Source organism: Solimicrobium silvestre (assembly GCF_002976435.1).
GTDB lineage: Bacteria > Pseudomonadota > Gammaproteobacteria > Burkholderiales > Burkholderiaceae_D > Solimicrobium > Solimicrobium silvestre.
In genome coordinates, this window is the sequence record NZ_PUGF01000029.1 from 1 (window position 1) to 22,285 (window position 22,285).

Below are 22,285 nucleotides of genomic sequence, written 5' to 3' on the forward strand. Positions count from 1 at the left end.
TACTTTGTATCTAAATCTTACTTCTCAGACACAAACTAAAAATAGTTTTACCAATTTGTACACGACCGTATTTTTTTAATGCGACGCAACATGTTTTCATTAGTTTTCAAGGGGAATGGAGAGAAAAAAGATAATTATTTTTTTTGAAGAAATTTCAAAAATTTTTTCCCGATTGCAAAAAATTTTGAATTATTTAAAAAAAGAAAACTACATTAATTTACAAATTTATTTGATCTTCTTTTGAAAACATCGAAATTTCCCACCAACCAATGCCCACTTGCGTTAAACACGGTATAAGGTGCTTCTTCATTGCACTTAACCAATAAACAAATACGATTAAAACGTCAACATTTAATGCATGAATAGACAAGTACTAAAACTGCATCAGCATCAATGATTTTATGCGGCAATATTTACGCCAAGAATGACTTATTCAACATGTTTAATTGCAATTACACGAAAGTAAAATATTAACAAGCCATCTTCAATCAGAATTCTCTATGTTACATTTGAACTTTTCGCATTTAATTGCTGAAAAATAAATACAATAAAACGACGCGAAAATAAGTAATTAACAATAAAAAAATCCAGTTTTTCCGCCCGAATGGATGTATATCTGCACCAATAAAACGCCAAATAATCATTAAAAATCCATGTCAGCTTATATATTACGTCGCCTCTGGCAAATGCTGCCCACCTTGCTTGGGGTGATTTTATTGGTATTCTTTCTATTTAACTGGGTCGGTGGCGACCCGGCGTATCTGCTGGCCGGCAAAATGTCGAACCCGGTACAAATCGCCGAAATACGCGCGCAACTCGGCATAGATAAGCCGTATTACGTACAACTCGGAATCTTCATTCAACAAATCGCCACCTTCAATTTTGGCGTAAGTTGGAGCACCGGCGAAACGGTTTCTTCCATCATCAGCACCCGCATGGGCCCTTCCCTGACAGTGCTAATTCCGCTCACCATTTTGGAAACCGCGATTGCTATTGCATTAGCCTTGTCGATTGCTTTTATACGTGGCTCACTCACTGACCGCATGGTGATGATTGCCTGCACGGTCGGCATGTCGGTCAGCATTTTGGTGTACATCATTGTTGGCCAATATGTGTTTGCCTACCAACTTGGTTTATTCCCGGTGCAAGGCTGGGGTAATAATTTTTTCGAAAATTTATTCCGCTATTCTGCGTTGCCGATCTTAATTGCGCTAGCTGTCTCGGTTGCACCAGATTTACGATTATTCCGCAGCTTCGTATTGGATGAAGTTAATCAGGATTATGTACGCACCGCACGCGCCAAGGGTTTATCTGAGCGACGGATAGTCTGGGTGCATGTGTTACGCAATGCGTCGATACCCATCATTACCCACGTTATGGCCAACTTGCCGGCTCTGTTGATTGGTGCGTTTTTGATTGAACGTTTCTTTGGTATTCCAGGAATTGGGCGTGAAATTATTTTAGCTGTAGAGCGCAGCGATTTTCCGGTGATTAAAGCAATTACTATCTATGTCGCGATTGTCACCATGATTTTTAATTTGCTAACTGACCTGCTGTATCAAGCGGTTGATCCACGCATTAAATTGAAATAGTTCTGAAATAGAAAAAACCTCAAATGCCATCAACCACACAAACATCTCCCGGTCTCTGGCTACTCGCCTGGCGTCGCTTACAAGCTGATCGCGTTGCTATGTTGGCGCTGACTATAGTCGTCGCTTATTTACTGTTATTGCTTGCGTCTGCAACCGACATAGTCGCATCCGACTGGAATAAAGAAATTGCCGTTAATTATGCTCCACCGACATTTATTGGCACGCAAAAAACGATGACAGGTATTGAAAAAACTGAAGAGGCATTAGCAGAGAATCCACTCGATCCATTAAAAGAGTTTATTAAAGAACTCAAGGTTAAATCTGCCGCAAAAACAACGGAAGTAGCCAAGCGTACCTCCTTACCATTTGGTGCAGATAAGTGGGGCCATGACATCATTAAAAAAACAATTAAAGGCGCAGAAACGTCAATTATTGTTGGCTTGGTCGCCGCACTTTTAGCGACCTTTCTGGGCACATTACTTGGTGCATTTTCTGGTTATTTTGGCGGCTGGATCGACGACATCTTTAGCTGGTTTTACAGTATTTTCACCTCGATACCTTACTTGCTGCTGATCTTGTCAGTCGCAGCGGTACTACAACAAAAAGGTATCGGCACCATCGTATTGATTTTGGCACTCACTGGTTGGACCGGCACTTATCGCTTGATACGCGCTGAATACATGAAACACAAAGAACGTGAATACGTCTTAGCCGCCGATGCAATTGGTGCTTCCCACTGGCGAAAAATGTTTGCGCATATTTTCCCTAATGTTTCACATGTGGCCTTGGTACAGGTTTCCATTTTGGTGGTGAGCTTTATTAAATCGGAAGTAATTTTGAGCTTCCTGGGTTTTGGTGTTCCGGTTGGCATGGTGTCGTGGGGTAGCATGCTCAACGAAGCGCAGAACGAACTCATTTTAGGTAAGTGGTGGCAATTGGTCGCAGCTAGCGTGGCGATGGCGGTGTTGGTGACGGCGTTTTCACTGTTTACGGATGCGCTGCGTGATGCCCTCGATCCTAAACTGAAATGAGGAACGCCACATGAATAATAAAACAGTAGCTAATGCTGACGATATGTTGTTAAACGTTGAAAATTTACGGATCAGTTTCAAAGTTAATAAACACGAAAGCGTAGCCGCCATTAAAGGTATTTCGTTTACGGTTCCTCAAAATTGCACAGTAGCTTTGGTCGGCGAATCCGGCAGCGGTAAATCAGTCAGTTCTTTGGCGATAATGGGTTTATTGCCATCCGATAGCGCTCAAATAGATCCTAATAGTCGAATTACCTTTGAAGGTAAAAATTTGCTGGATTTATCACTGGCTGAACGGCGCAAGTTATGCGGCAAAGAGTTTGCCATGATTTTCCAAGAACCGATGACGTCGTTAAATCCGGTCTTTACGGTGGGATTTCAAATTGCCGAAGTACTGCGTTTGCATTTGAACATGAATGCCAAGCAAGCACATGCGCGCACCTTGGCCTTGCTCGATGAAGTCGGCATTCCTGATCCGAAAACTAAGATAGATGCATATCCCAACCAACTTTCGGGCGGCCAACAACAACGCGTCATGATTGCGATGGCGATTGCCTGCGAGCCAAAATTATTAATCGCCGATGAACCGACCACAGCGCTCGATGTCACTATCCAAAAACAGATTATTGAATTGATCGAGTCATTGCGCACTAAACATAAAATGTCAGTGCTGTTTATTACCCATGATCTGGCCTTGGTCGGTGAAATTGCTGATTATGTGGTTGTGATGCGGCACGGTGAGGTGCGTGAAATGGGCGCAGTGCAGCAGATTTTTGAAGCGCCAAAAGATGCTTACACCAAAGCGTTATTACATTGCCGTCCGTCGCTAACAACCCGGCCTTGGCGCTTGCCGGTCATCGACGATTATATGCAAACAGCGCCAAGCGATAAAATTCACACAGAACGCCCGCGCGGCTTAAATGGCAGCGAAGAGATTGTGCTTGAAGTGACTAACTTAGCGAAAAGTTTTTTCTTCCGTGAAGGTTTTTTCGGCCGCAAAGAATTTAAAGCTGTGGAGGATGTGTCATTCAAGTTAGCGCGCGGAAAAACTTTGGGGGTAGTCGGTGAATCCGGCTCAGGAAAAACGACGCTGGGCTTAACATTACTGCGCTTGCATCAAGCTAGCGGCGGGCAAGCGATTTTTGACGGCAAAGATATTCTCGCCATGTCGAATAACGAATTTATGCATTACAAACGCAGGATTCAAATTATTTTCCAGAATCCTTATGCGTCGTTAAATCCAAGGTTTACTGTCGGTCAAATTTTGATGGAGCCGATGCACATCCATCGTATTGGTTCCAATGATGCTGAGCGCGCAACAATGGCGTATCAATTACTGGATAAAGTGAGTTTGCCGGCCGCGGCTTTTCATCGTTATCCGCATGAATTCTCTGGCGGCCAACGGCAGCGGATTGCAATTGCGCGCTGCCTGACTATGCGCCCGGAAGTATTGGTATGCGATGAATCTGTCTCTGCGCTCGATGTGTCAGTGCAAGCGCAAGTGCTCAACTTGCTGCAAGATTTGCAGGAAGAATTTGGCATGAGCTATATCTTTATTTCACATGATTTAGCAGTGGTGAAATACATTGCCGATCAGGTGATGGTTATGCATCAAGGGCGCGTGGTGGAATTGGCGAATTCAGACGAGTTATATTTGAATCCAAAACAGGAATACACGCGCAGCTTGTTAAGCGCAATACCGCGTGGTTTACAGAATTAGGCCAGATTGAAATTCGGCAATGCTAACTATTTACATGGAACTTATTACACGCTGTCTAAAAATTAGATTTCACCGACAGGAAACCCGTTGGGTACGTTAAAAATTTAAAAAAATCAGGAAAATATATGAAGTTCCTGATTTATGCGACCAAACTCACCGAATTTCAGCATTATTCGTACACAATTCAAACCCAAGCCAGTACAGAGAATGGTTGCCGAAGCCAAAACAAAGCCCTACAATCTGCGCGGTAATCATAACAATAACCACTCAACAACCACTTTTAACACCGCTGCAAGCGTAAGCGCTCAAGCATTATCAGCGCGGAGCATGGCGGGCAATTGGAGTCACTCATGGCATTTCTGCAAGGTAAAAAAATTCTCATCACCGGTTTATTATCAAACCGCTCTATTGCTTACGGCATTGCACAAGCCTGCAAACGCGAAGGCGCCGAACTGGCCTTCACCTATGTTGGTGAGCGCTTTAAAGACCGTATCACCGATTTTGCCGCTGAATTTGACAGTAAATTGATCTTTGATTGCGATGTCGGTAGCGACGAACAGATCGACGCGGTTTTTGCCGATTTGAGCAAATCATGGGATAAATTAGACGGTCTGGTACATGCTATCGGATTCGCACCACGTGAAGCGATTGCCGGTGATTTTTTAGAAGGCCTATCACGCGAATCCTTCAAAATCGCCCACGACATTTCTGCTTACAGCTTCCCGGCATTAGCCAAAGCCGCACAGTCAATGTTAAGTGACGAAGCGGCATTAATTACCCTGACCTATCTTGGCGCCGAGCGCGCTATTCCCAACTACAACACGATGGGGCTAGCCAAAGCATCACTGGAAGCCAGCGTGCGTTATTTGGCCGAAACAATGGGCAAAGACGGCGTTCGCGTGAACGGTATTTCAGCTGGCCCGATCAAAACCCTGGCCGCCGCGGGAATTAAAGATTTCAGCAAATTATTAGGACTGGCAGCGCAAATGGCTCCGTTACGTCGTAACGTTACTATTCACGATGTCGGTAATACTGCCGCGTTCTTGCTGTCATCATTGTCAAGTGGCATTACCGGTGAAATTATCTATGTAGATGGTGGCTTTTCACACGTTGCAGTCAACGTGGAATAAGTTTCCACTGTAAATAGCAGTCGGATTTGCATATCAAATTAATACTGAGTGCCATTAATTTAAGCACTCGTTATGTACCTACCGACTGCGCACCAATCATTTCTCAAAAGCAATAAATCAATGAATTCAATGATCTATGCGTGAATTGTGAAATTATTGATGCAATTCAACTCGAAATACTGTATAGTTCTTTGTGCGCTGCAATATATTAGCAGCGGCAACATTGAAGTAGCATCGTGAACCCTTGCGCGCCAGCAACTTAGTTGGATTGCGCGATGAAAAGCCCCCCGCCTTGTATGTCGTTATTCTAGACATCGTCCCGGCGCAAAGCTTTTTGTGCCGAAATTTCTTTGTTAAAGATACTTCTGAATTTCTTCACGCCATCAATTGGTGTGTAAGGTATTTTGCGCAATTTATGCGTTTATTTGTCGTCTTTAACTATTTCGTTTGGTTTGCGCTGCTGCGCATCACACCTTTTGTGTGCTGCACTAAGTGCTTATTTAAATAAGTACGAAAACTACGAAAGAAAAGCATGACATTTGAACAAATTGGCTTACACGCATCCCTATTAAAAGCATTGACTGAAGCTGGCTACACCAAGCCTACACCAGTGCAACAACAAGCTGTGCCTGCCGCTATCGCTGGTCGCGACTTATTAGTATCATCCCAGACCGGTTCTGGTAAAACCGCTGCATTTATGCTCCCTGCGTTGCATAAATTTGCAAGCAACGAACAAATCAACGACACTGCTGCCGGTGAAAAAACACCTAATCAAGAACGTCAATCAGCTCGCTCACGCGGCGATCGTCCACGTTTTCAAGCAGCAAAACCAAAAATGTTGGTGCTTACACCAACTCGCGAATTAGCTCTGCAAGTAACTACAGCAACCGATAAATACGGTTCATTCTTACGCAAGATTCGTGCGGTATCTATTTTGGGCGGTATGCCTTACCCAAAACAAATGCAACTTTTGGCTAAAAACCCAGAAATCTTGGTTGCTACTCCAGGTCGTTTGATAGACCACATGGAATCCGGCAAAATTGATTTTTCTGAATTAGAAATTTTAGTGTTGGATGAAGCCGATCGTATGTTGGATATGGGCTTTATTGACGACATCGAAAAAATCGTTGATGCAACTCCTGCAACTCGTCAAACCATGTTGTTTTCAGCAACATTGGATGGCGTAGTCGGTAACATGGCACGTCGCATCACGAATAATCCAATGATTATTCAAATCGCTGGCTCAACAGCCAAGCATGAAAACATCTCCCAACGCGTTCACTTTGTCGACGACATGTCACATAAAAACCGTTTGTTAGATCATTTATTGCGCGATGAAACATTGGATCAAGCAGTTATCTTTACCGCTACTAAACGTGATGCAGACACTATTGCTGACCGTTTAAATATCGCTGGTTTTGCAGCTGCCGCTTTGCATGGCGACATGCATCAAGGCGCTCGTAACCGTACATTAGATGGTTTGCGTCGCGGTCAAGTACGCGTTTTAGTAGCAACTGACGTTGCAGCGCGCGGTATTGACGTTCCTGCGATTACCCACGTTTTCAACTACGACTTACCTAAGTTCCCAGAAGATTACGTACATCGTATCGGCCGTACTGGCCGTGCTGGTCGTAATGGTGTTGCGATTTCTTTGGTGAATCATGCTGAAAGCATGAACGTTAAACGCATCGAGCGCTTCACAAAACAATTGATCCCAGTTGAAGTTGTAGAAGGCTTTGAAGCCAAACGCAGCGCATCACCACGTTCATCCGCTAAACCAGGCGGCTGGAAACCAGGTGACGGCCGCAGCAATAGCAACAGCCGTAACGGCAATGGCGGCGGCAATACTGGTAGTGGTTATGCAGGCAACAAGCCAGCACAGCGTACTTTCAGTAAGCCGGCAGCGCCATCCAGAGATGGTGGCGGTGGTTTCAATAAAGAAGCTGGCGGCTACAAAGGTGGCAATCGCTCTTCAGACACTACACGTCGCTCATTCGGCGATCGGTAATCTGGCGAAGTGACTGGAATAATGGCGTAGTCTAACTACGCCATGTAATAAAAAAACGACTGTTCGCAGTCGTTTTTTGTTTTTCAGAGACATAAACAATTAGTTCCATTTCTAGATCAATTGTGAAACCGACAAAGTGCACGGTTGATATAGGAATGGAATAAAATGGTGCTTCATTAAATTAATACTTGCTAGCCACCATGACCACAACTCCCATCAAACTAACTTCTTTCTCTCACGGCGGTGGCTGTGGCTGCAAAATCGCGCCGGGCGTATTGGCTGAAATATTAAAAAACTCTAACGGCTTCCCTATTCCACCGCAATTGATGGTCGGCATAGAAAACTCCGACGATGCTGCCGTTTATAAACTCAACGAAGAACAAGCACTCATCGCCACCACAGATTTTTTTATGCCGATTGTAGATGACCCGTTTGATTTCGGACGAATCGCCGCCACCAACGCCATTTCCGATGTATACGCCATGGGTGGAACTCCAATTATGGCCCTGGCTTTGGTAGGAATGCCTATCAACAAATTACCTCTTGATGTCATTACCAACATAATTAAAGGTGGCGAAACAATTTGTGCCGAAGCAGGAATTCCGATTGCTGGCGGCCATACGATAGACTCAGTCGAACCAATCTATGGTCTGGTGGTTTTAGGCTTGGTGCATCCATCAAAAGTAAAACGCAATGGCGACGCAAAAGCTGGCGACCAACTTATTTTAGGTAAAGGATTGGGCGTAGGAATACTCTCAGCCGCACTTAAAAAAGGCCTGTTAGACGAAGCCGGCTATACCTGCATGATCAATACCACCACCCAACTCAACAAACCCGGTGCGGCCTTGTCAAACATGGATGGAGTTGGTGCAGTCACCGATGTGACTGGTTTTGGATTGCTGGGGCACTTGCTCGAAGTCGCTCGTGCTGCAAAATTAACGGCGAATTTATCTATGCAATCCATTCCATTATTGGATAACGTCATGACGCTGGCCGAACAAGGCTGTATTACTGGCGCATCAGGCCGCAATTGGGCCGCTTACGGGCATGAGGTTAGTTTGCTGGATGGCGTTAGCCAAATCCATCAGCATTTATTAAGTGACCCACAAACTTCCGGCGGATTATTAGTCTCGGTACGCCCTGAAGCGGTTGCCAGTGTATTGGCGCTGTTTCATGCGCAGGGCTTTCCGCATGCCTGCGTTATTGGTGAGTTAGTTGAGAAACCTGTCACTAGCGCAGCAAACATTATCGTGGCACCATAAAAGCATTCTTATTAATCAAAATTACGCGGAGCAGCTCATGAACCAACTTGAACAACTCAAACAAGTCACAACAGTAGTGGCTGATACAGGTGATTTTCAATCCATGAAAATCTTCGCGCCGCAAGATGCCACGACCAACCCATCATTGATCTTGAAAGCCGTTCAAAAACCTGACTATTTGCCTTTGCTAAGTCAAGCAATTAGCGCACATCCACAGGCTACGAACAGCGAAATTATTGATCATTTATTGATCGCTTTCGGTCTACAAATCCTAGCCTTGATACCCGGCCGTGTCTCCACCGAAACCGATGCGCACTTATCGTTTGATACTGCCGCCACCGTTGCCAAAGGACGCCATTTAATTGCACTGTATGAGGCTGCCGGCGTTACCCGTGAACGGGTTTTAATTAAAATCGCCTCAACCTGGGAAGGTATACAAGCCGCGGCTATTCTTGAAAAAGAAGGCATACATTGCAATATGACGCTGTTGTTTTCCTTAGAGCAGGCCGTGACTTGCGCGCAGGCTGGGGCGCAGTTAATTTCGCCATTTGTTGGTCGCATTTATGATTGGTACAAAAAAAATACCGGCCAAGAATACAGTGCTGAAAATGACCCGGGTGTTCAGTCGGTAAAGCAGATTTATAACTACTACCGCAAATTTGGCTTTAAGACTGAAATCATGGGCGCGAGTTTTAGAAACACCGGACAAATTACTGAATTAGCTGGTTGCGACTTGCTTACCATCAGCCCTGAATTACTGCAAAAACTCAGCGAATCCAGCGATCCGGTTCCAAGCAAACTCAACCAGGCAGCAGCAAAGGCTTGCGACTTATCAGCAATCACAATGACCGAAGCCAGCTTCCGTTTAGCGGTGAATAATAATGCGATGGCAGCAGAAAAACTGGCTGAAGGAATTCGTTTATTTTGCGCCGATACCGTCAAGCTGGAACAACTGATCGCATCCATGCGCTAAAGCATTATTGCTGCTACAGCACCGCTTCCACGCCGCGATTAGCCAACTGATCAGCACGTTCATTACCCGCATGACCTGAATGGCCCTTAACCCAGCGCCATTCAATTTGATGTTGTGTCGTTGCAGCATCAAGTGTCTGCCACAAATCGACGTTTTTTACCGGCGCTTTGGAAGCCGTTTTCCAACCTTTGGCTTTCCAGCCTTCGATCCATTCAGTAATGCCCTTTAATACATACTGGCTATCGGTATGTATCGTGACGTGACAAGGGCGTTTCAAAGCGGATAATGCCTGAATTACCGCCATTAATTCCATCCGGTTGTTAGTGGTATTTGCTTCACCGCCGAACAATTCTTTTTCATTTGCGCCGACCACCAATAACGCGCCCCAACCGCCCGGGCCAGGATTACCTTTGCAAGCGCCGTCGGTGTAGATATTAATTTGATCCATGTTGTTTCTTTATTTTATAAGTTTGCTTGGAATATCTAATTGATCGCTGTGATGCCGATTCGTGACCGGAACCGCATTCGGTACCAACAACCGTTTATTTTTCCATGCGGGTCCAATTAAATGCATGCCCTTAACCCGTTTGATAGCTTGAACAATGTAAGCAGCGCCAAGATAAGGCCACCAGCGTTCACCCGCGGGCTCCATAAAGTGAAACCGCTGCAACCACTTCTGATTATCTAATGGCGGCGCATAACAACCAAAATGGCCGCGATCAACTTCCATATTGAGTAATTTTAACCAATCTTTCAACCGCAACAGGCTGATAAATTCGGCTGATTTCGGTAGGAAATAGCGTCCGGAAAATCGCCCCACAGTTTGACGGGCACCCCATAAACTAGCGCCATTAAAACCGCAAATAATCAACCGGCCTTCCGGTATCAATACGCGTTCTACTTCGCGTAGAATTTGATGCGGCTCTGCCGCAAACTCCAGCACATGCGGAAGCACGATTAAATCCAGACTTTGGGTATCAAAAGGCAGATCCTCAAAATCATGTAACAGCGCTATTTTATTCGGTGAATTAGGGAGTAAAGTATCGTTAGCCAGCCACTTATTCGGCATGCGGGAAGCGGCTAAACAATCAATTTGCGGCAAACCAATTTGCACGGCATTAAAGCCAAAAATATCGGCCGTTAATTTATCTAACACCGTCTGTTCCCAAGCGCGCACATAGATGCCCGAAGGTTGTTTCAACCATGCGTCCAAGTCTATGTTACAGTTTTGATTATTCTTTTCTTCCATACCCGCTCAGCTATGACAAACATTCACATTCAGCAAATTCCCGCTTTTGACGACAATTATTTTTGGTTGATACATAACGATCAAAACGCCATTATCGTTGATCCTGGTGATGCTGCGCCAGTGCTAGCCTATTTAAATCAGCACCAGCTTACTCTAAGCGCCATTTTAATCACTCACCATCATGCTGACCATATTGGCGGAGTTGATGAGCTACTTAGCCACGCTGCGGTTCCTGTTTATGGCCCCTTGGCAGATCAACAAAGCGGCCGAATTTCCACCATAACACAGGGATGCCAGCAAGGCGAAACGCTTTTTTTGAAAGAATTAAACCTTCATTTTGACGTATTGGAAGTACCGGGCCATACCAGCACACACATCGCTTATTATTGCGCCGCATTAAGCAGTCTGTTTTGCGGCGACACCCTGTTTGCAGGCGGTTGCGGACGCTTATTTGAAGGTACGCCAGCGCAGATGGTCGCTTCATTACGAAAAATAAGTGCACTGCCAGCTAATACCAATGTCTATTGCGCACACGAATATACCCTATCCAATTTACGCTTTGCCTTGGCAGTTGAACCGAATAATGCGGCATTGCAAAATAGATTTAAACTTGCCAACGTAGCGCGTGAAAACGGTTTATCTACGGTACCCAGCCAGCTGAATCTGGAATTGCAAACTAACCCGTTTTTACGTTCAAGCTCGCCTGAAATTATTCATACGTTGCAAAACAAGCAAAAATTATCCGATGTAACTGATGAGGTGACGGTATTTGCTGCCGTTCGTGAATGGAAAAATACGTTTTGATTGGTTGAAGAAAGGCTACTGCAGATTCTCCGAATAATGCCTATTGGTACGCGAAATTAATCCTGTTACTGTACGCTGTGAATACGAATTTTTAAAATGACAAGCCACGCGGGAAAGTCCGCTCGTAACGTCTTAAGTTCTGAAATAGTGTTACCCCATCGGCCAACAGTATCAGGACATATTAATTTTAAATTATTTGGTTAAAAAAATTTACTATTTATATTAATAGATATTGCAAATTCGACCATAGCATTCGTAATAAGATAGCGATGCCTTTGCGCTTTAAGTACAATCATCTTTGCCGATTTCAACGTTAACGGGTAGATAACATCACCCCCAATTACCCTAGTTCATTGACTACTCTCGACTACACCACCCTCACCCTGTTACGCCAGAATCATCCTGCGTGGAAACTGTTGCGTTCCGATCATGTACCGCTGGTAGCCAGTTTTTTTCAACGTGTATTTATCACGCCCAATGTGCGGATCATGACACAAGCTGATTTGGTGGAAACACTGGAAGATGAATTGTTTTCTTTGCGTGAGCAACTCGGTGCAGATGCTTTTCCTAAAGCGGCTCTGGATTATTTAAATGATTGGGCCAGTAACGCCTGGTTGCGTAAGTTTTATGTGCAGGATTCCGACGAACCGCATTTTGATCTGACGCCCGCCACCGAGAAATCCATTGCCTGGCTCGGTGCACTAGCCGAACGTAGCTTTGTTGGCACTGAATCACGCTTGCTGACCCTGTTTGATTTACTCAAGCAGATGAATACCGGTAGCGAAACCGACCCACAAACCCGCATTGCCGAGTTACACAAACAACGCGATCAGATTGATGCTGAAATTATTCGAGTATCAGCGGGCGATTTTACGTTGTTGGATGACACCGCTCTAAAAGACCGCTTCCAGCAATTTACCAGCATAGCCCGTGAATTATTAGCTGATTTCCGCGAAGTTGAACACAATTTTCGCGGACTGGATCGCCGGGTACGAGAACGTGTCGCCCTATGGAATGGATCTAAAGGTGCATTACTGGAAGAAATCATGGGGGAGCGTGATGCAATTTCCGATACGGATCAGGGTAAGAGTTTTCGAGCTTTTTGGGATTTTTTAATGTCCAGTCGCAGGCAAGAAGAATTGTCGAACCTGTTGGAGCGAGTACTTAACCTGACTCCCATCGCCGAACTCAAACCCGATGCTCGTATCCGCCGAATCCATTACGACTGGTTGGAAGCGGGTGAACATACTCAACGCACGGTGGCGCAATTATCGCAACAGTTACGTCGTTTTTTGGATGATCAGGCTTGGCTGGAAAACCGCCGTATCATGGATATTTTGCACGGCATCGAAGTAAAAGCACTAGCGTTGCGCCACGCTCTGCCGCCAGGTGAAGTCATGAGCATTGCCGACACCGCGGCCAGTATTGAACTGCCGATGGAGCGGCCATTATTTAGCCCAGCCACTAAAACCGCTATAGCAAATCTCAAACTGGAATCGGGTGAAGATGAACTTAATCTCGATTCTGATTCGGCCATGCAAGCGCTATATTCGCAGATTGTGATCGACAAACACCAGCTCGCCAAACATATCCGCCAAACCTTACAGGATCGCTCACAAGTCACCTTGCGCGAACTTTGCGAACTACAACCGCTACAACATGGCTTGGCCGAACTAGTAGCCTACCTGCAACTGGCCTGCGACAGCTTCAACGCCACCGTAGATGAAGATATTATTGAAACCGTTTTCTGGTCACGCGACACCGTCGATGGACAACACATCGAAAAACAAGCACGTTTGCCGCGCGTGATTTTTGTAAGGTAATCCAACTATGTCAGAACCAATGCTTGAACAGACACCAGCCTGCAGTAATTTATCATCACTCATCATCGTCTTGCTTAAAGGCGTGCTATATCAGGAAAATGACGTCAATCTATGGGCGGACTTACTCAACCTGCAAGCGCAAGTGCGTGACTATATTGCCGTCATCGGCCTGGAATTGGCACTGGACGAAGCTGAAGGTTATGCTTTTTTACGCGCCCATTCCGAGTTAAAGGATGATCCCGCATCCAAGCTGCCACGTTTAGTGGTACGTCGCCAACTTTCATTTTCGGTCAGTTTATTACTGGCCTTACTACGAAAAAAACTGGCCGAATTTGATGCCAGCGGCGGGCAAGATGGTAACGGTATGCGGCTGGTATTAAATCGAAACGACATCATCGAACTGATTCGGGTTTTTTTACCCAGCGCCAGTAATGATGCCAAACTCACCGATCAGATTGAAACCCATATCAACAAAATTGTGGAATTAGGTTTCTTGCGCAAACTCAAGGCCAGCAACCCAAGCATGCCAGCGGCTTTCGAAGTCAGGCGCATTATCAAGGCCTTTGTGGATGCGCAATGGCTGGCGGAATTTGATGCGCAATTAGACGCTTATCAAATCCACTTAACTGCTACACAGGAAGAAGATGAATAGCCCAACCGAAGCAAGCTTGCCACTGGACTTTAGCAACGAGCCTGCTCTATCTGGCTTTCGCTTACAACGGCTGGAAGTATTCAACTGGGGCACGTTTGACGAACGCGTCTGGACACTCAACCTGAATGGCAAGAATGCTTTGCTTACCGGTGATATTGGATCGGGCAAATCCACTCTGGTCGATGCAGTAACCACGCTACTGGTTCCGGCGCACCGCATCGCCTATAACAAAGCTGCCGGCGCCGACCATAAAGAACGCTCGTTACGCTCCTACGTGCTGGGCCATTACAAATCCGAACGTAATGACATCAGCGGCACAGCCAAGCCGGTCGCACTACGTGACCAGCATAATTATTCAGTGATTTTGGGCGTATTTCATAACATTGACTACAACCAGACCATCACCCTGGCGCAGGTTTTCTGGATGAAAGAAGCGCAAGGTCAACCAGCGCGTTTTTTTGTCGGCGCTGAACGTGACTTGTCCATTGCCAAAGATTTCGCCGAATTTGGAACCGAGATTACCGCTCTACGCAAAAAATTACGCGGGCCCGGCATCAACCTGTTTGATAGCTTCCCACCCTACGGTGCCTGGTTCCGGCGACGTTTTGGGATTGAAAATGAACAAGCGTTGGAATTATTCCATCAAACCGTATCAATGAAATCGGTCGGCAATCTGACCGATTTTGTACGCAACCACATGCTGGAAGCGTTCGATGTAGCACCGCGCATTGATGCCTTGATCGGCCATTTTGATGATTTGAATCGCGCTCATGCAGCGGTGCTTAAAGCTAAACGCCAAGTGGAATTACTCACGCCATTGATGAGCGATGGCACGCGCTATACCGAACAACAAACACAAGTAGCCCAATTACGCAGTTGCCGGGTCGCTCTTGAACCGTATTTTGCGGGTTTAAAACTAGACTTACTAGATAAGCGCATCGCCGCTCTTAGGCAGGAATTTGAACAACAAACACACCAGATCGCGCGTAGTGAAGAGGTGCGCGATCGCCTCAAGGTGGAAGAAAATGAACTCGAACGAGATATTCACCAAAATGGCGGTGACCGCATTCAAAAACTGACACTAGAGATAGAAGCTAAACAACAGGAGCGCAACACCCGTCAAATAAAGGCCAGTCGGTATACCAAACTGCTTAGTGACATCAGCGAAAAGCCCTGTCTTAATGAAGCTGATTTTTTGGTTCGGCGTAACAACCTTCCAATCGATGCGCAAACCACTTCCGCACAAATCGAAAAACTGCAAAACACCATCGCCGGACATAGCCTTAACCTACTTCAGCTCGAGCAGGAACACGCTCTACTAACAACCGAGATCACCAGTCTTAAAGCGCGCCGCAACAACCTCCCTGCAGAACAAATTACCATGCGCAGCGCCTTATGCCAGGCACTCAATCTTCCAGAAGAAGATATGCCTTTTTCCGGTGAACTCCTGCAAATACATGACAACGAGCGCGACTGGGAAGGCGCTGCGGAACGCATCTTGCGTCCCTTTGGTCTATCGCTGCTGGTGCCGGATATGCATTACCAATTGGTGGCCGATTGGGTGGATAAAATCCATCTCAAAGGACGTCTGGTGTATTTTAGAATCCGCCAAAACTCAAGCGTATCAACTGCCTTACCGAGTTTGCATAGAGATTCTCTGGCACGCAAAATAGCGATAAAGCCCGATTCAGAATTCTTTGACTGGTTAGAGCGTGAACTGGTACGCCGTTTTGACGTGGCCTGCTGTGCTACGCAAGACCAGTTCCGGCGTGAGGTACGAGCCGTCACGCCGAATGGGCAAATCAAAATGCCGGGTGAACGTCATGAAAAAGATGACCGTCACCGCATTAATGATCGCAGCCGTTACGTGCTGGGCTGGAGCAATTTAGACAAAATCGCCACCTTGGAAGCCAGTGCCGCAAAACTAGATGTTGAAAAAAATAAATTACGTGATGTGATTAATAAGACTCAGGCGGTACTTGACACACTCAACATCAAGCTCGCCACACTATCCAGACTGGACGAATACCGCGATTTTAATGAGATCAATTGGCAAGCCGTTGCCGTTTTAATTGCCCAATTACAGGATGAAAAAAAGCTACTCGAATCGGCATCCGACATCTTGCTGCAATTAACGCAACGGCTCACTAAAGTGCGTAGTGAACTGCTTGACGTCAAAATAAAAATTGATCTTCAAATTGAAAAGCGCGGAGGAACCGGGGTCAAACGTAATGTCGCCGAAGAATTACACCGGCATACCACCTTAATCCTGAATCAACAGGAATTAGCAGTCCACACCGCCTATTTTGACGCTCTGAACAGTATCCGCAATGAAGCCTTGGGTGAGCACAACTTAAGCGTAGAATCATGCGATGCACGCGAGCGTGACCTACGCGGCTGGCTACAAACTAAGATCGAATCGGAAGACGGCAAATTGAATCGACTAAGGGACAAAATAGTCAAGGCAATGACATCCTACAACAACGAATTTAGGCTCGAAACGGAAGAAGTGGATGCCAGTATCGACGCGGTGTTCGAATACGACACCATGCTCGCCAAACTGGCCGCCGATGATCTGCCGCGCTTTGAAGCGCGTTTTAAAGAACTGCTCAACGAAGATACCATCCGCGAAGTCGCTAATTTTCAATCGCAACTGGGACGAGAACAAATAAATATTAAAGATCGCATTACACGCATCAACGCTTCGCTCACTGGCATAGATTACAACCCCGGTCGCTTCATCGAACTGGAAGCCAAACCCAGTATGGATACCGACATCCGCGATTTTCAAGCTGAATTACGCGCCTGTACCGAAGGCACGTTAACCGGTTCGGAGGACGATCATTATTCCGAAGCCAAATTTTTACAAGTCAAATACATCATCGAACGCCTGCGCGGTCGGGAAAGCTTGTCGGAACTGGATCGACGCTGGAGCAATAAAGTCACCGATGTACGCAACTGGTATAGCTTTGCCGCCAGCGAACGGTGGCGCGACGATGGCCGGGAACACGAACATTATTCAGATTCAGGCGGCAAATCCGGCGGCCAAAAGGAAAAGCTGGCCTATACTGTTTTAGCCGCCAGTCTGGCTTACCAATTCGGCCTGGAATGGCAAGCGACCCGCTCACGCTCCTTCCACTTTGTAGTAATTGACGAAGCCTTCGGGCGCGGCTCAGACGAATCAGCGCAATACGGCTTACGTCTGTTTGCCCAGCTCAATTTGCAATTACTGATCATCACTCCACTGCAAAAAATTCATATTATTGAACCGTTTGTGTCAAATGTCGGCTTCGTTCATAACGAACAGGGCCGCACGTCCAAATTGCGCAATCTGTCGATTGACGAGTATCGCACTGAAAAAACCAAGGTACTTTCATGAAATGGAGCACACCGGATGAATTGCGTGCTCAACTGCAAAAACGATGGGAACGCGGTGAGCTATTAGCTAGCCTGCTAGGTAGCGAATCGCCCTTTCCCATTCGCTTAACGCTAAAAACACCGACCTCGCCAGACATGGCAGAGCACTTTGATCAGGTGCGAACATGGATCGCTGCACTACGAGCCATGCCACATTGCCGTATCGAGATGCGCGAGTTCAATCATCGTCTTTTGGGTGCCAACGCCATTCCTCATCAAATATGGGTAGATACGCTGGCTGCGGCTCTGGTCTGGTTAGGAAAAAAACGCGATGCTGAACGCTTTAACACGATCATCGCCATAACGCGGGCACAACAACCGCAATTACTTCCTTGGCTGGCAAAACGCCCGTTACGTGCATTAGAGTTGGCCGAATCGTGGTCGCTACTACTTACCATTGTGGGTTGGTTAAAAGCGCATCCGCGTCCCGGAATTTATTTAAGGCAGGTAGATATTCCGCTTGTGCACAGTAAATTAATCGAAGCTCACCGCGCCTTATTAAGCGAATTATTCGATCTAAGCTTAGCGCCCGAAACCATCGACTTCAACGCCACCGGCGTGAACCAATTCGCTCAGCGCTACGGTTTTTTAGATAAACCGCACCGCATCCGTTTCCGCCTGCTTGATCTAATTTCAACCAGGCTACCCGGTGCGCAGTTGGCTGACATCACCTTGGATGCAGACAGTTTTGCCCGCTTAAACCCCGCCATTTCACGTGTTTTCATCACTGAAAATGAAATCAATTTTTTGGCCTTCCCACTTTTGCCCGACAGCATGGTCATTTTTGGAGCGGGATATGGGTTTGAGATGTTGAGTAAAGCGGAGTGGCTGTCATGCTGCCAGATGATCTACTGGGGCGACATCGACACACACGGTTACGCAATTCTTGATCAGTTGCGCAACCATTTCCCACATGCGCAATCCTTCTTAATGGATCGCACCACCTTGATGGCGTTTGAAACGCAATGGGGACAAGAAGATAAACCCATGTTGCGCGACTTACCTAGATTAACGCCAGACGAAGCAGCGCTTTTTGACGATTTGCGCGACAACCGGATAAAAAAACATCTGCGCCTGGAACAGGAACGCATCGGCTTTACTTGGGTAGAAGCGGCATTGACAATACTAACCTCGCCCATTTAACAACCAAGCCAATAGCTCAGTCAAATCCCTACATTCATAATCTGCCCGAACTTCTGACCATCCAGGACGCTTAGTACGATTGATCCAAACACTAGCCAATCCGGCGTCTTGCGCGCCCCGCACGTCTAGCAGCACGTCATCGCCAACATACACGGCATGCTGCGGCTCTACATTTAATGCGGCGCACGCAGCCTTAAAAATGCTTGGGTCCGGTTTGGCGCAACCGAATTGGTGTGCCGCGATGGAGACTTTAAAATGCTCTGCCAAGCCTATTTGTTCTAAATCTGCAAAGCCATTAGAAATACTGCCTAATTGAAAATGCCGGCCTAATTCCGTTAAAGTCGGTATGACATCGTCGTATAAACTGACTTGATTACGCGCCGCGGCAAAAACCTGCATCGCCGTATCGGCCTTATTGTTAACCGTATTTGCGTCTTCACCGGTACTTAAAAATAGCTGCGTTAGCATGGCATGCCGTAAGGCCCATAAGTCAAACTGATAACGCGGGTTAGTTGGTATCAACGCGGCCCGAAAGTTGCGCATACTTTGTATGCTGTGCTGCTCGGTAACCTTGGGCGCATTTGCTTGCAGCCAATCAAATAAAGTTTGCTCTGCATGATTAATGAGCGGAATAATTGGCCATAAAGTGTCGTCCAGATCAAAAATGACGGCTTTTATGGACAGATTTTGAGGTTTCCTGCTATTTTTATGACGCATTTCCACTGGATACTCCACACTTTACTATTCAATACTACGCTGAACTATGATCTAATTTAGCCCAGATTATTTTAATCACCCAAACACTACAGAGGCAACTGCTAACTTATGACAACTTCGCCCGCCGTTGCCAAAACCATTGCATTAGTCGGTAAATATTCAGCCGCAGGTATTGCCAAAGACTTACTCAGCCTGGCGCATTTTCTGGTTGAAGCCGGTCATACCGTCGTGCTGGAACAAGAAACCGCGACTAACTTAAGTCTTACCGAATTTACCATTATGCCGCCGGCGCAGATCGGGCAGCATGCCGACGTTGCTATTGTACTTGGCGGTGATGGAACTATGCTGGGTATTGCGCGTCAATTAGCGCCCTATCAAATACCATTGATTGGAATTAATCAGGGCCGTTTGGGCTTTATGACCGATATTCCCATTGAGCAAATGTATACCGCATTAAGTGAAATTTTGGCTGGTAATCATCAATTAGAACAACGTTCTTTATTGGAAGGCGTCGTCATCCGCGATGGCCAGGAAATTACCAGTGGCTTAGCCTTTAACGATATTGTCGTCGCACGTGGTGCAGGTTCCGGCATGGTGGAATTGAAGGTGACGGTAGACAACCATTTTATGTACAACCAACGTTCCGATGGCTTAATTATTTCTACCCCAACCGGTTCTACCGCTTATGCTTTGTCCGCCGGTGGCCCGTTAATGCATCCCAATTTAGCCGGAATTGTATTTGTGCCAATTGCACCGCATGCGCTTTCTAACCGGCCGATTGTGGTGTCCGATAGTAGTAAAATCATTATCGAAATTTCCGCCGTACGCGAAGCCAGTGTTAATTTTGACATGCAATCATTTGCGCATTTGATGGTGGGTGACCAAATTCATATTCAACGTTCAAAACATGTGATTTGTTTCCTACATCCCAAAGAATGGAATTACTATCATACCCTGCGCGACAAAATGCACTGGAATGAGTACCCAACGGTGAATGGGAATCTCAACTAAGGCACGCATGACACTTTTGACTTATTTTTAACACTTTTCAGATAAAATAAGTCTTCCCCGATTTTTCACCTTACTTCATCTAACTACACCTCAACAACCACCATGCTACGCACCCTAACGATTCGTGATTTTGTCATTGTTGAACACATTGAACTGGAATTTTCTGCTGGATTTTCGGTATTAACCGGAGAAACCGGCGCTGGTAAATCCATCTTGATTGACGCCTTAAGCCTTACTTTAGGTGGCCGGGGCGATGCCAGCATGGTGCGTGAAGGCGCGAATAAAGCCGACATCTGCGCCGAATTTTCTTCCAATAAAGTTTGTGACGCCTGGCTCTCCGAACAAGAGTTAGCAATGGATGAAGGCATGATTTTGCTACGCCGGGTGATTGATAATGCAGGACGTTCCAAAGCCTTTATTAATGGCGTTTCCGCCACCGCCGCACAACTGCGTGAATTGGGTGCGTTATTAGTGGATATTCATGGTCAGCATGCGCATCAGTCCTTATTGCAAAACGACACGCAGCGACAGTTACTGGATAATCACGCTCAGCTAACAACACAAGTACACGAAGTCGGTGGCCTGTATAAAAATTGGAACGCGTTACGCCAGCAACGTACGCAATTTGAAGCGAATGCCAAACAGGTTTTATTAGAACGCGAACGCTTGGAGTGGCAAGTCAGTGAACTCGACAAACTACGCACACAAGCCGATGAATGGCAAGAAATCACCAATGAACACAGCCGTTTAGCGCATGCTGCCAGCTTAATTGAAGGCGCTCAATATGCGCTCAATGCAATCTCGGAATCCGAAGATCCTATCCTGTCTCAAATCGCCGCGATCAATCAAAAACTCGCAAAACTGACTGAATATGACGAAGACCTGCAAGCCATTCTCGACACATTAGAACCGGCCCGCATCCACCTGCAAGAAGCCACTTCGTCATTAAATGATTATTTAAGCCGGGTTGAACTCGACCCTGAACGTTTACGGATAGTGGAAGACCGGGTTGAAGCACTACACTCTTGCGCACGTAAATACCATGTAACGCCAGAAGAACTGCCCACCCTTTTCAAAACGCTATCCACTGAATTAGCGGCATTAGGTGAAGCGACTGACTTGGAATCATTGCTGGCAATGGAACAAGCCGCATTGAAAAAATATAAAACCAGTGCGACGCAACTGGGCAAAGCACGCGCGGCTGCCGCCGACAAACTCGGCAGAGCTGTCACCGACGCGATGCAAGAACTTAGCATGGTAGGCGGCTGTTTTGAAGTCGCTCTGACGCCGATAGAACCAAGTTTATACGGAACCGAACACATTGAATATATGGTGGCAGGACACGCCGGCGTTGCTGCCAGACCGCTTGCCAAAGTCGCGTCTGGCGGTGAGTTAGCACGAATTTCCTTGGCGATTTCAGTTATCACATCCTCTTCCACTGCCACACCAACGTTAATTTTTGATGAGGTTGATAGCGGCATTGGCGGCGGTGTCGCTGAAGTAGTCGGACGTTTATTAAAACGACTTGGGCAAGATTACCAAGTGCTGTGCGTCACCCATTTAGCGCAAGTGGCCAGCCAGGCCGATCAGCATTTCCAGGTCAGTAAAACGAGTCAGGCCGAAGGAACGGTTTCCCATATTGAAATGCTCGACCATAAGTCACGCGTGGAAGAAATCGCCCGCATGATAGGCGGCTTGGAAATCACTGCCACCACCCGCAAGCACGCCAGAGAATTACTTACTACCTAAGTCC

At 46.4% G+C, this 22,285-nt stretch carries 17 protein-coding genes; 14 read left to right on the forward strand and 3 right to left on the reverse strand.

Annotation, left to right across the window (positions count from 1 at the left end):
- Positions 1-653 precede the first annotated feature (653 nt).
- From S2091_RS20870 to tal, 7 genes are all read left to right on the forward strand, one after another.
- A complete protein-coding gene (locus S2091_RS20870; protein WP_105533906.1) occupies positions 654-1,592 on the forward strand; it encodes an ABC transporter permease in 939 nt (312 codons plus the stop codon).
- 23 nt (positions 1,593-1,615) lie between these two features.
- Positions 1,616-2,623 carry an ABC transporter permease gene (locus S2091_RS20875; RefSeq protein WP_105533907.1) on the forward strand — a complete coding sequence of 336 codons (1,008 nt, stop codon included), beginning with the start codon at positions 1,616-1,618 and terminating at the stop codon, positions 2,621-2,623.
- A 10-nt stretch (positions 2,624-2,633) separates the two neighbouring features.
- Entirely contained in the window at positions 2,634-4,343 is a 1,710-nt protein-coding gene (locus S2091_RS20880) for an ABC transporter ATP-binding protein (protein WP_207769771.1), read from the forward strand.
- A gap of 350 nt (positions 4,344-4,693) precedes the next feature.
- A complete protein-coding gene (gene fabI, locus S2091_RS20885; RefSeq protein WP_105533908.1) occupies positions 4,694-5,473 on the forward strand; it encodes an enoyl-ACP reductase FabI in 780 nt (259 codons plus the stop codon).
- A 532-nt stretch (positions 5,474-6,005) separates the two neighbouring features.
- On the forward strand, positions 6,006-7,481 hold the full coding sequence (locus tag S2091_RS20890; RefSeq protein WP_105533909.1) for a DEAD/DEAH box helicase: 1,476 nt from the start codon (positions 6,006-6,008) through the stop codon (positions 7,479-7,481).
- A gap of 200 nt (positions 7,482-7,681) precedes the next feature.
- On the forward strand, positions 7,682-8,743 hold the full coding sequence (gene selD / locus S2091_RS20895) for a selenide, water dikinase SelD (RefSeq protein ID WP_105533910.1): 1,062 nt from the start codon (positions 7,682-7,684) through the stop codon (positions 8,741-8,743).
- 37 nt (positions 8,744-8,780) lie between these two features.
- Positions 8,781-9,716 (forward strand): transaldolase, encoded by a 936-nt coding sequence (gene tal / locus S2091_RS20900; RefSeq protein ID WP_105533911.1) that lies wholly within the window; start codon positions 8,781-8,783, stop codon positions 9,714-9,716.
- A 13-nt stretch (positions 9,717-9,729) separates the two neighbouring features.
- Here the strand turns inward: tal and rnhA are convergent, their stop codons facing one another.
- Both rnhA and S2091_RS20910 read right to left on the reverse strand, forming a co-directional pair.
- A complete protein-coding gene (gene rnhA / locus S2091_RS20905; protein WP_105533912.1) occupies positions 9,730-10,164 on the reverse strand; it encodes a ribonuclease HI in 435 nt (144 codons plus the stop codon).
- Positions 10,165-10,173: 9 nt separating this feature from the next.
- Positions 10,174-10,965 (reverse strand): class I SAM-dependent methyltransferase, encoded by a 792-nt coding sequence (locus S2091_RS20910; RefSeq protein ID WP_105533913.1) that lies wholly within the window; start codon positions 10,963-10,965, stop codon positions 10,174-10,176.
- Positions 10,966-10,977: 12 nt separating this feature from the next.
- On the opposite strand from S2091_RS20910, the gene gloB reads away from it, so the two are divergent.
- From gloB to S2091_RS20935, 5 genes are all read left to right on the forward strand, one after another.
- Positions 10,978-11,769, forward strand: coding sequence for a hydroxyacylglutathione hydrolase (gloB, locus tag S2091_RS20915; protein ID WP_207769772.1), 792 nt, complete (start codon positions 10,978-10,980; stop codon positions 11,767-11,769).
- Between the two features lie 353 nt (positions 11,770-12,122).
- The gene (locus S2091_RS20920; protein ID WP_105533914.1) at positions 12,123-13,592 is read left to right on the forward strand and encodes a DUF3375 domain-containing protein; all 1,470 of its coding nucleotides are present in this window, start codon (positions 12,123-12,125) and stop codon (positions 13,590-13,592) included.
- Between the two features lie 7 nt (positions 13,593-13,599).
- Complete coding sequence (locus S2091_RS20925; RefSeq protein ID WP_105533915.1) at positions 13,600-14,244, forward strand: DUF4194 domain-containing protein; 645 nt, start codon at positions 13,600-13,602, stop codon at positions 14,242-14,244.
- A complete protein-coding gene (locus S2091_RS20930) occupies positions 14,237-17,623 on the forward strand; it encodes an ATP-binding protein (RefSeq protein ID WP_105533916.1) in 3,387 nt (1,128 codons plus the stop codon). Before S2091_RS20925 ends, S2091_RS20930 begins: the two co-directional genes overlap by 8 nt.
- Complete coding sequence (locus S2091_RS20935; RefSeq protein WP_105533917.1) at positions 17,620-18,804, forward strand: Wadjet anti-phage system protein JetD domain-containing protein; 1,185 nt, start codon at positions 17,620-17,622, stop codon at positions 18,802-18,804. The genes S2091_RS20930 and S2091_RS20935 overlap by 4 nt, the downstream gene beginning before the upstream one ends.
- Here S2091_RS20935 and S2091_RS20940 read toward each other — a convergent pair.
- Positions 18,787-19,521, reverse strand: a complete 735-nt coding sequence (locus S2091_RS20940; protein ID WP_105533948.1) for an HAD family hydrolase — start codon at positions 19,519-19,521, stop codon at positions 18,787-18,789. The genes S2091_RS20935 and S2091_RS20940 overlap by 18 nt on opposite strands.
- A gap of 108 nt (positions 19,522-19,629) precedes the next feature.
- Here S2091_RS20940 and S2091_RS20945 point away from each other — a divergent pair, with 108 nt between their 5' ends.
- Both S2091_RS20945 and recN read left to right on the forward strand, forming a co-directional pair.
- On the forward strand, positions 19,630-20,532 hold the full coding sequence (locus tag S2091_RS20945) for an NAD kinase (protein WP_105533918.1): 903 nt from the start codon (positions 19,630-19,632) through the stop codon (positions 20,530-20,532).
- 102 nt (positions 20,533-20,634) lie between these two features.
- A complete protein-coding gene (gene recN, locus S2091_RS20950) occupies positions 20,635-22,281 on the forward strand; it encodes a DNA repair protein RecN (protein ID WP_105533919.1) in 1,647 nt (548 codons plus the stop codon).
- Positions 22,282-22,285: the final 4 nt, after the last annotated feature.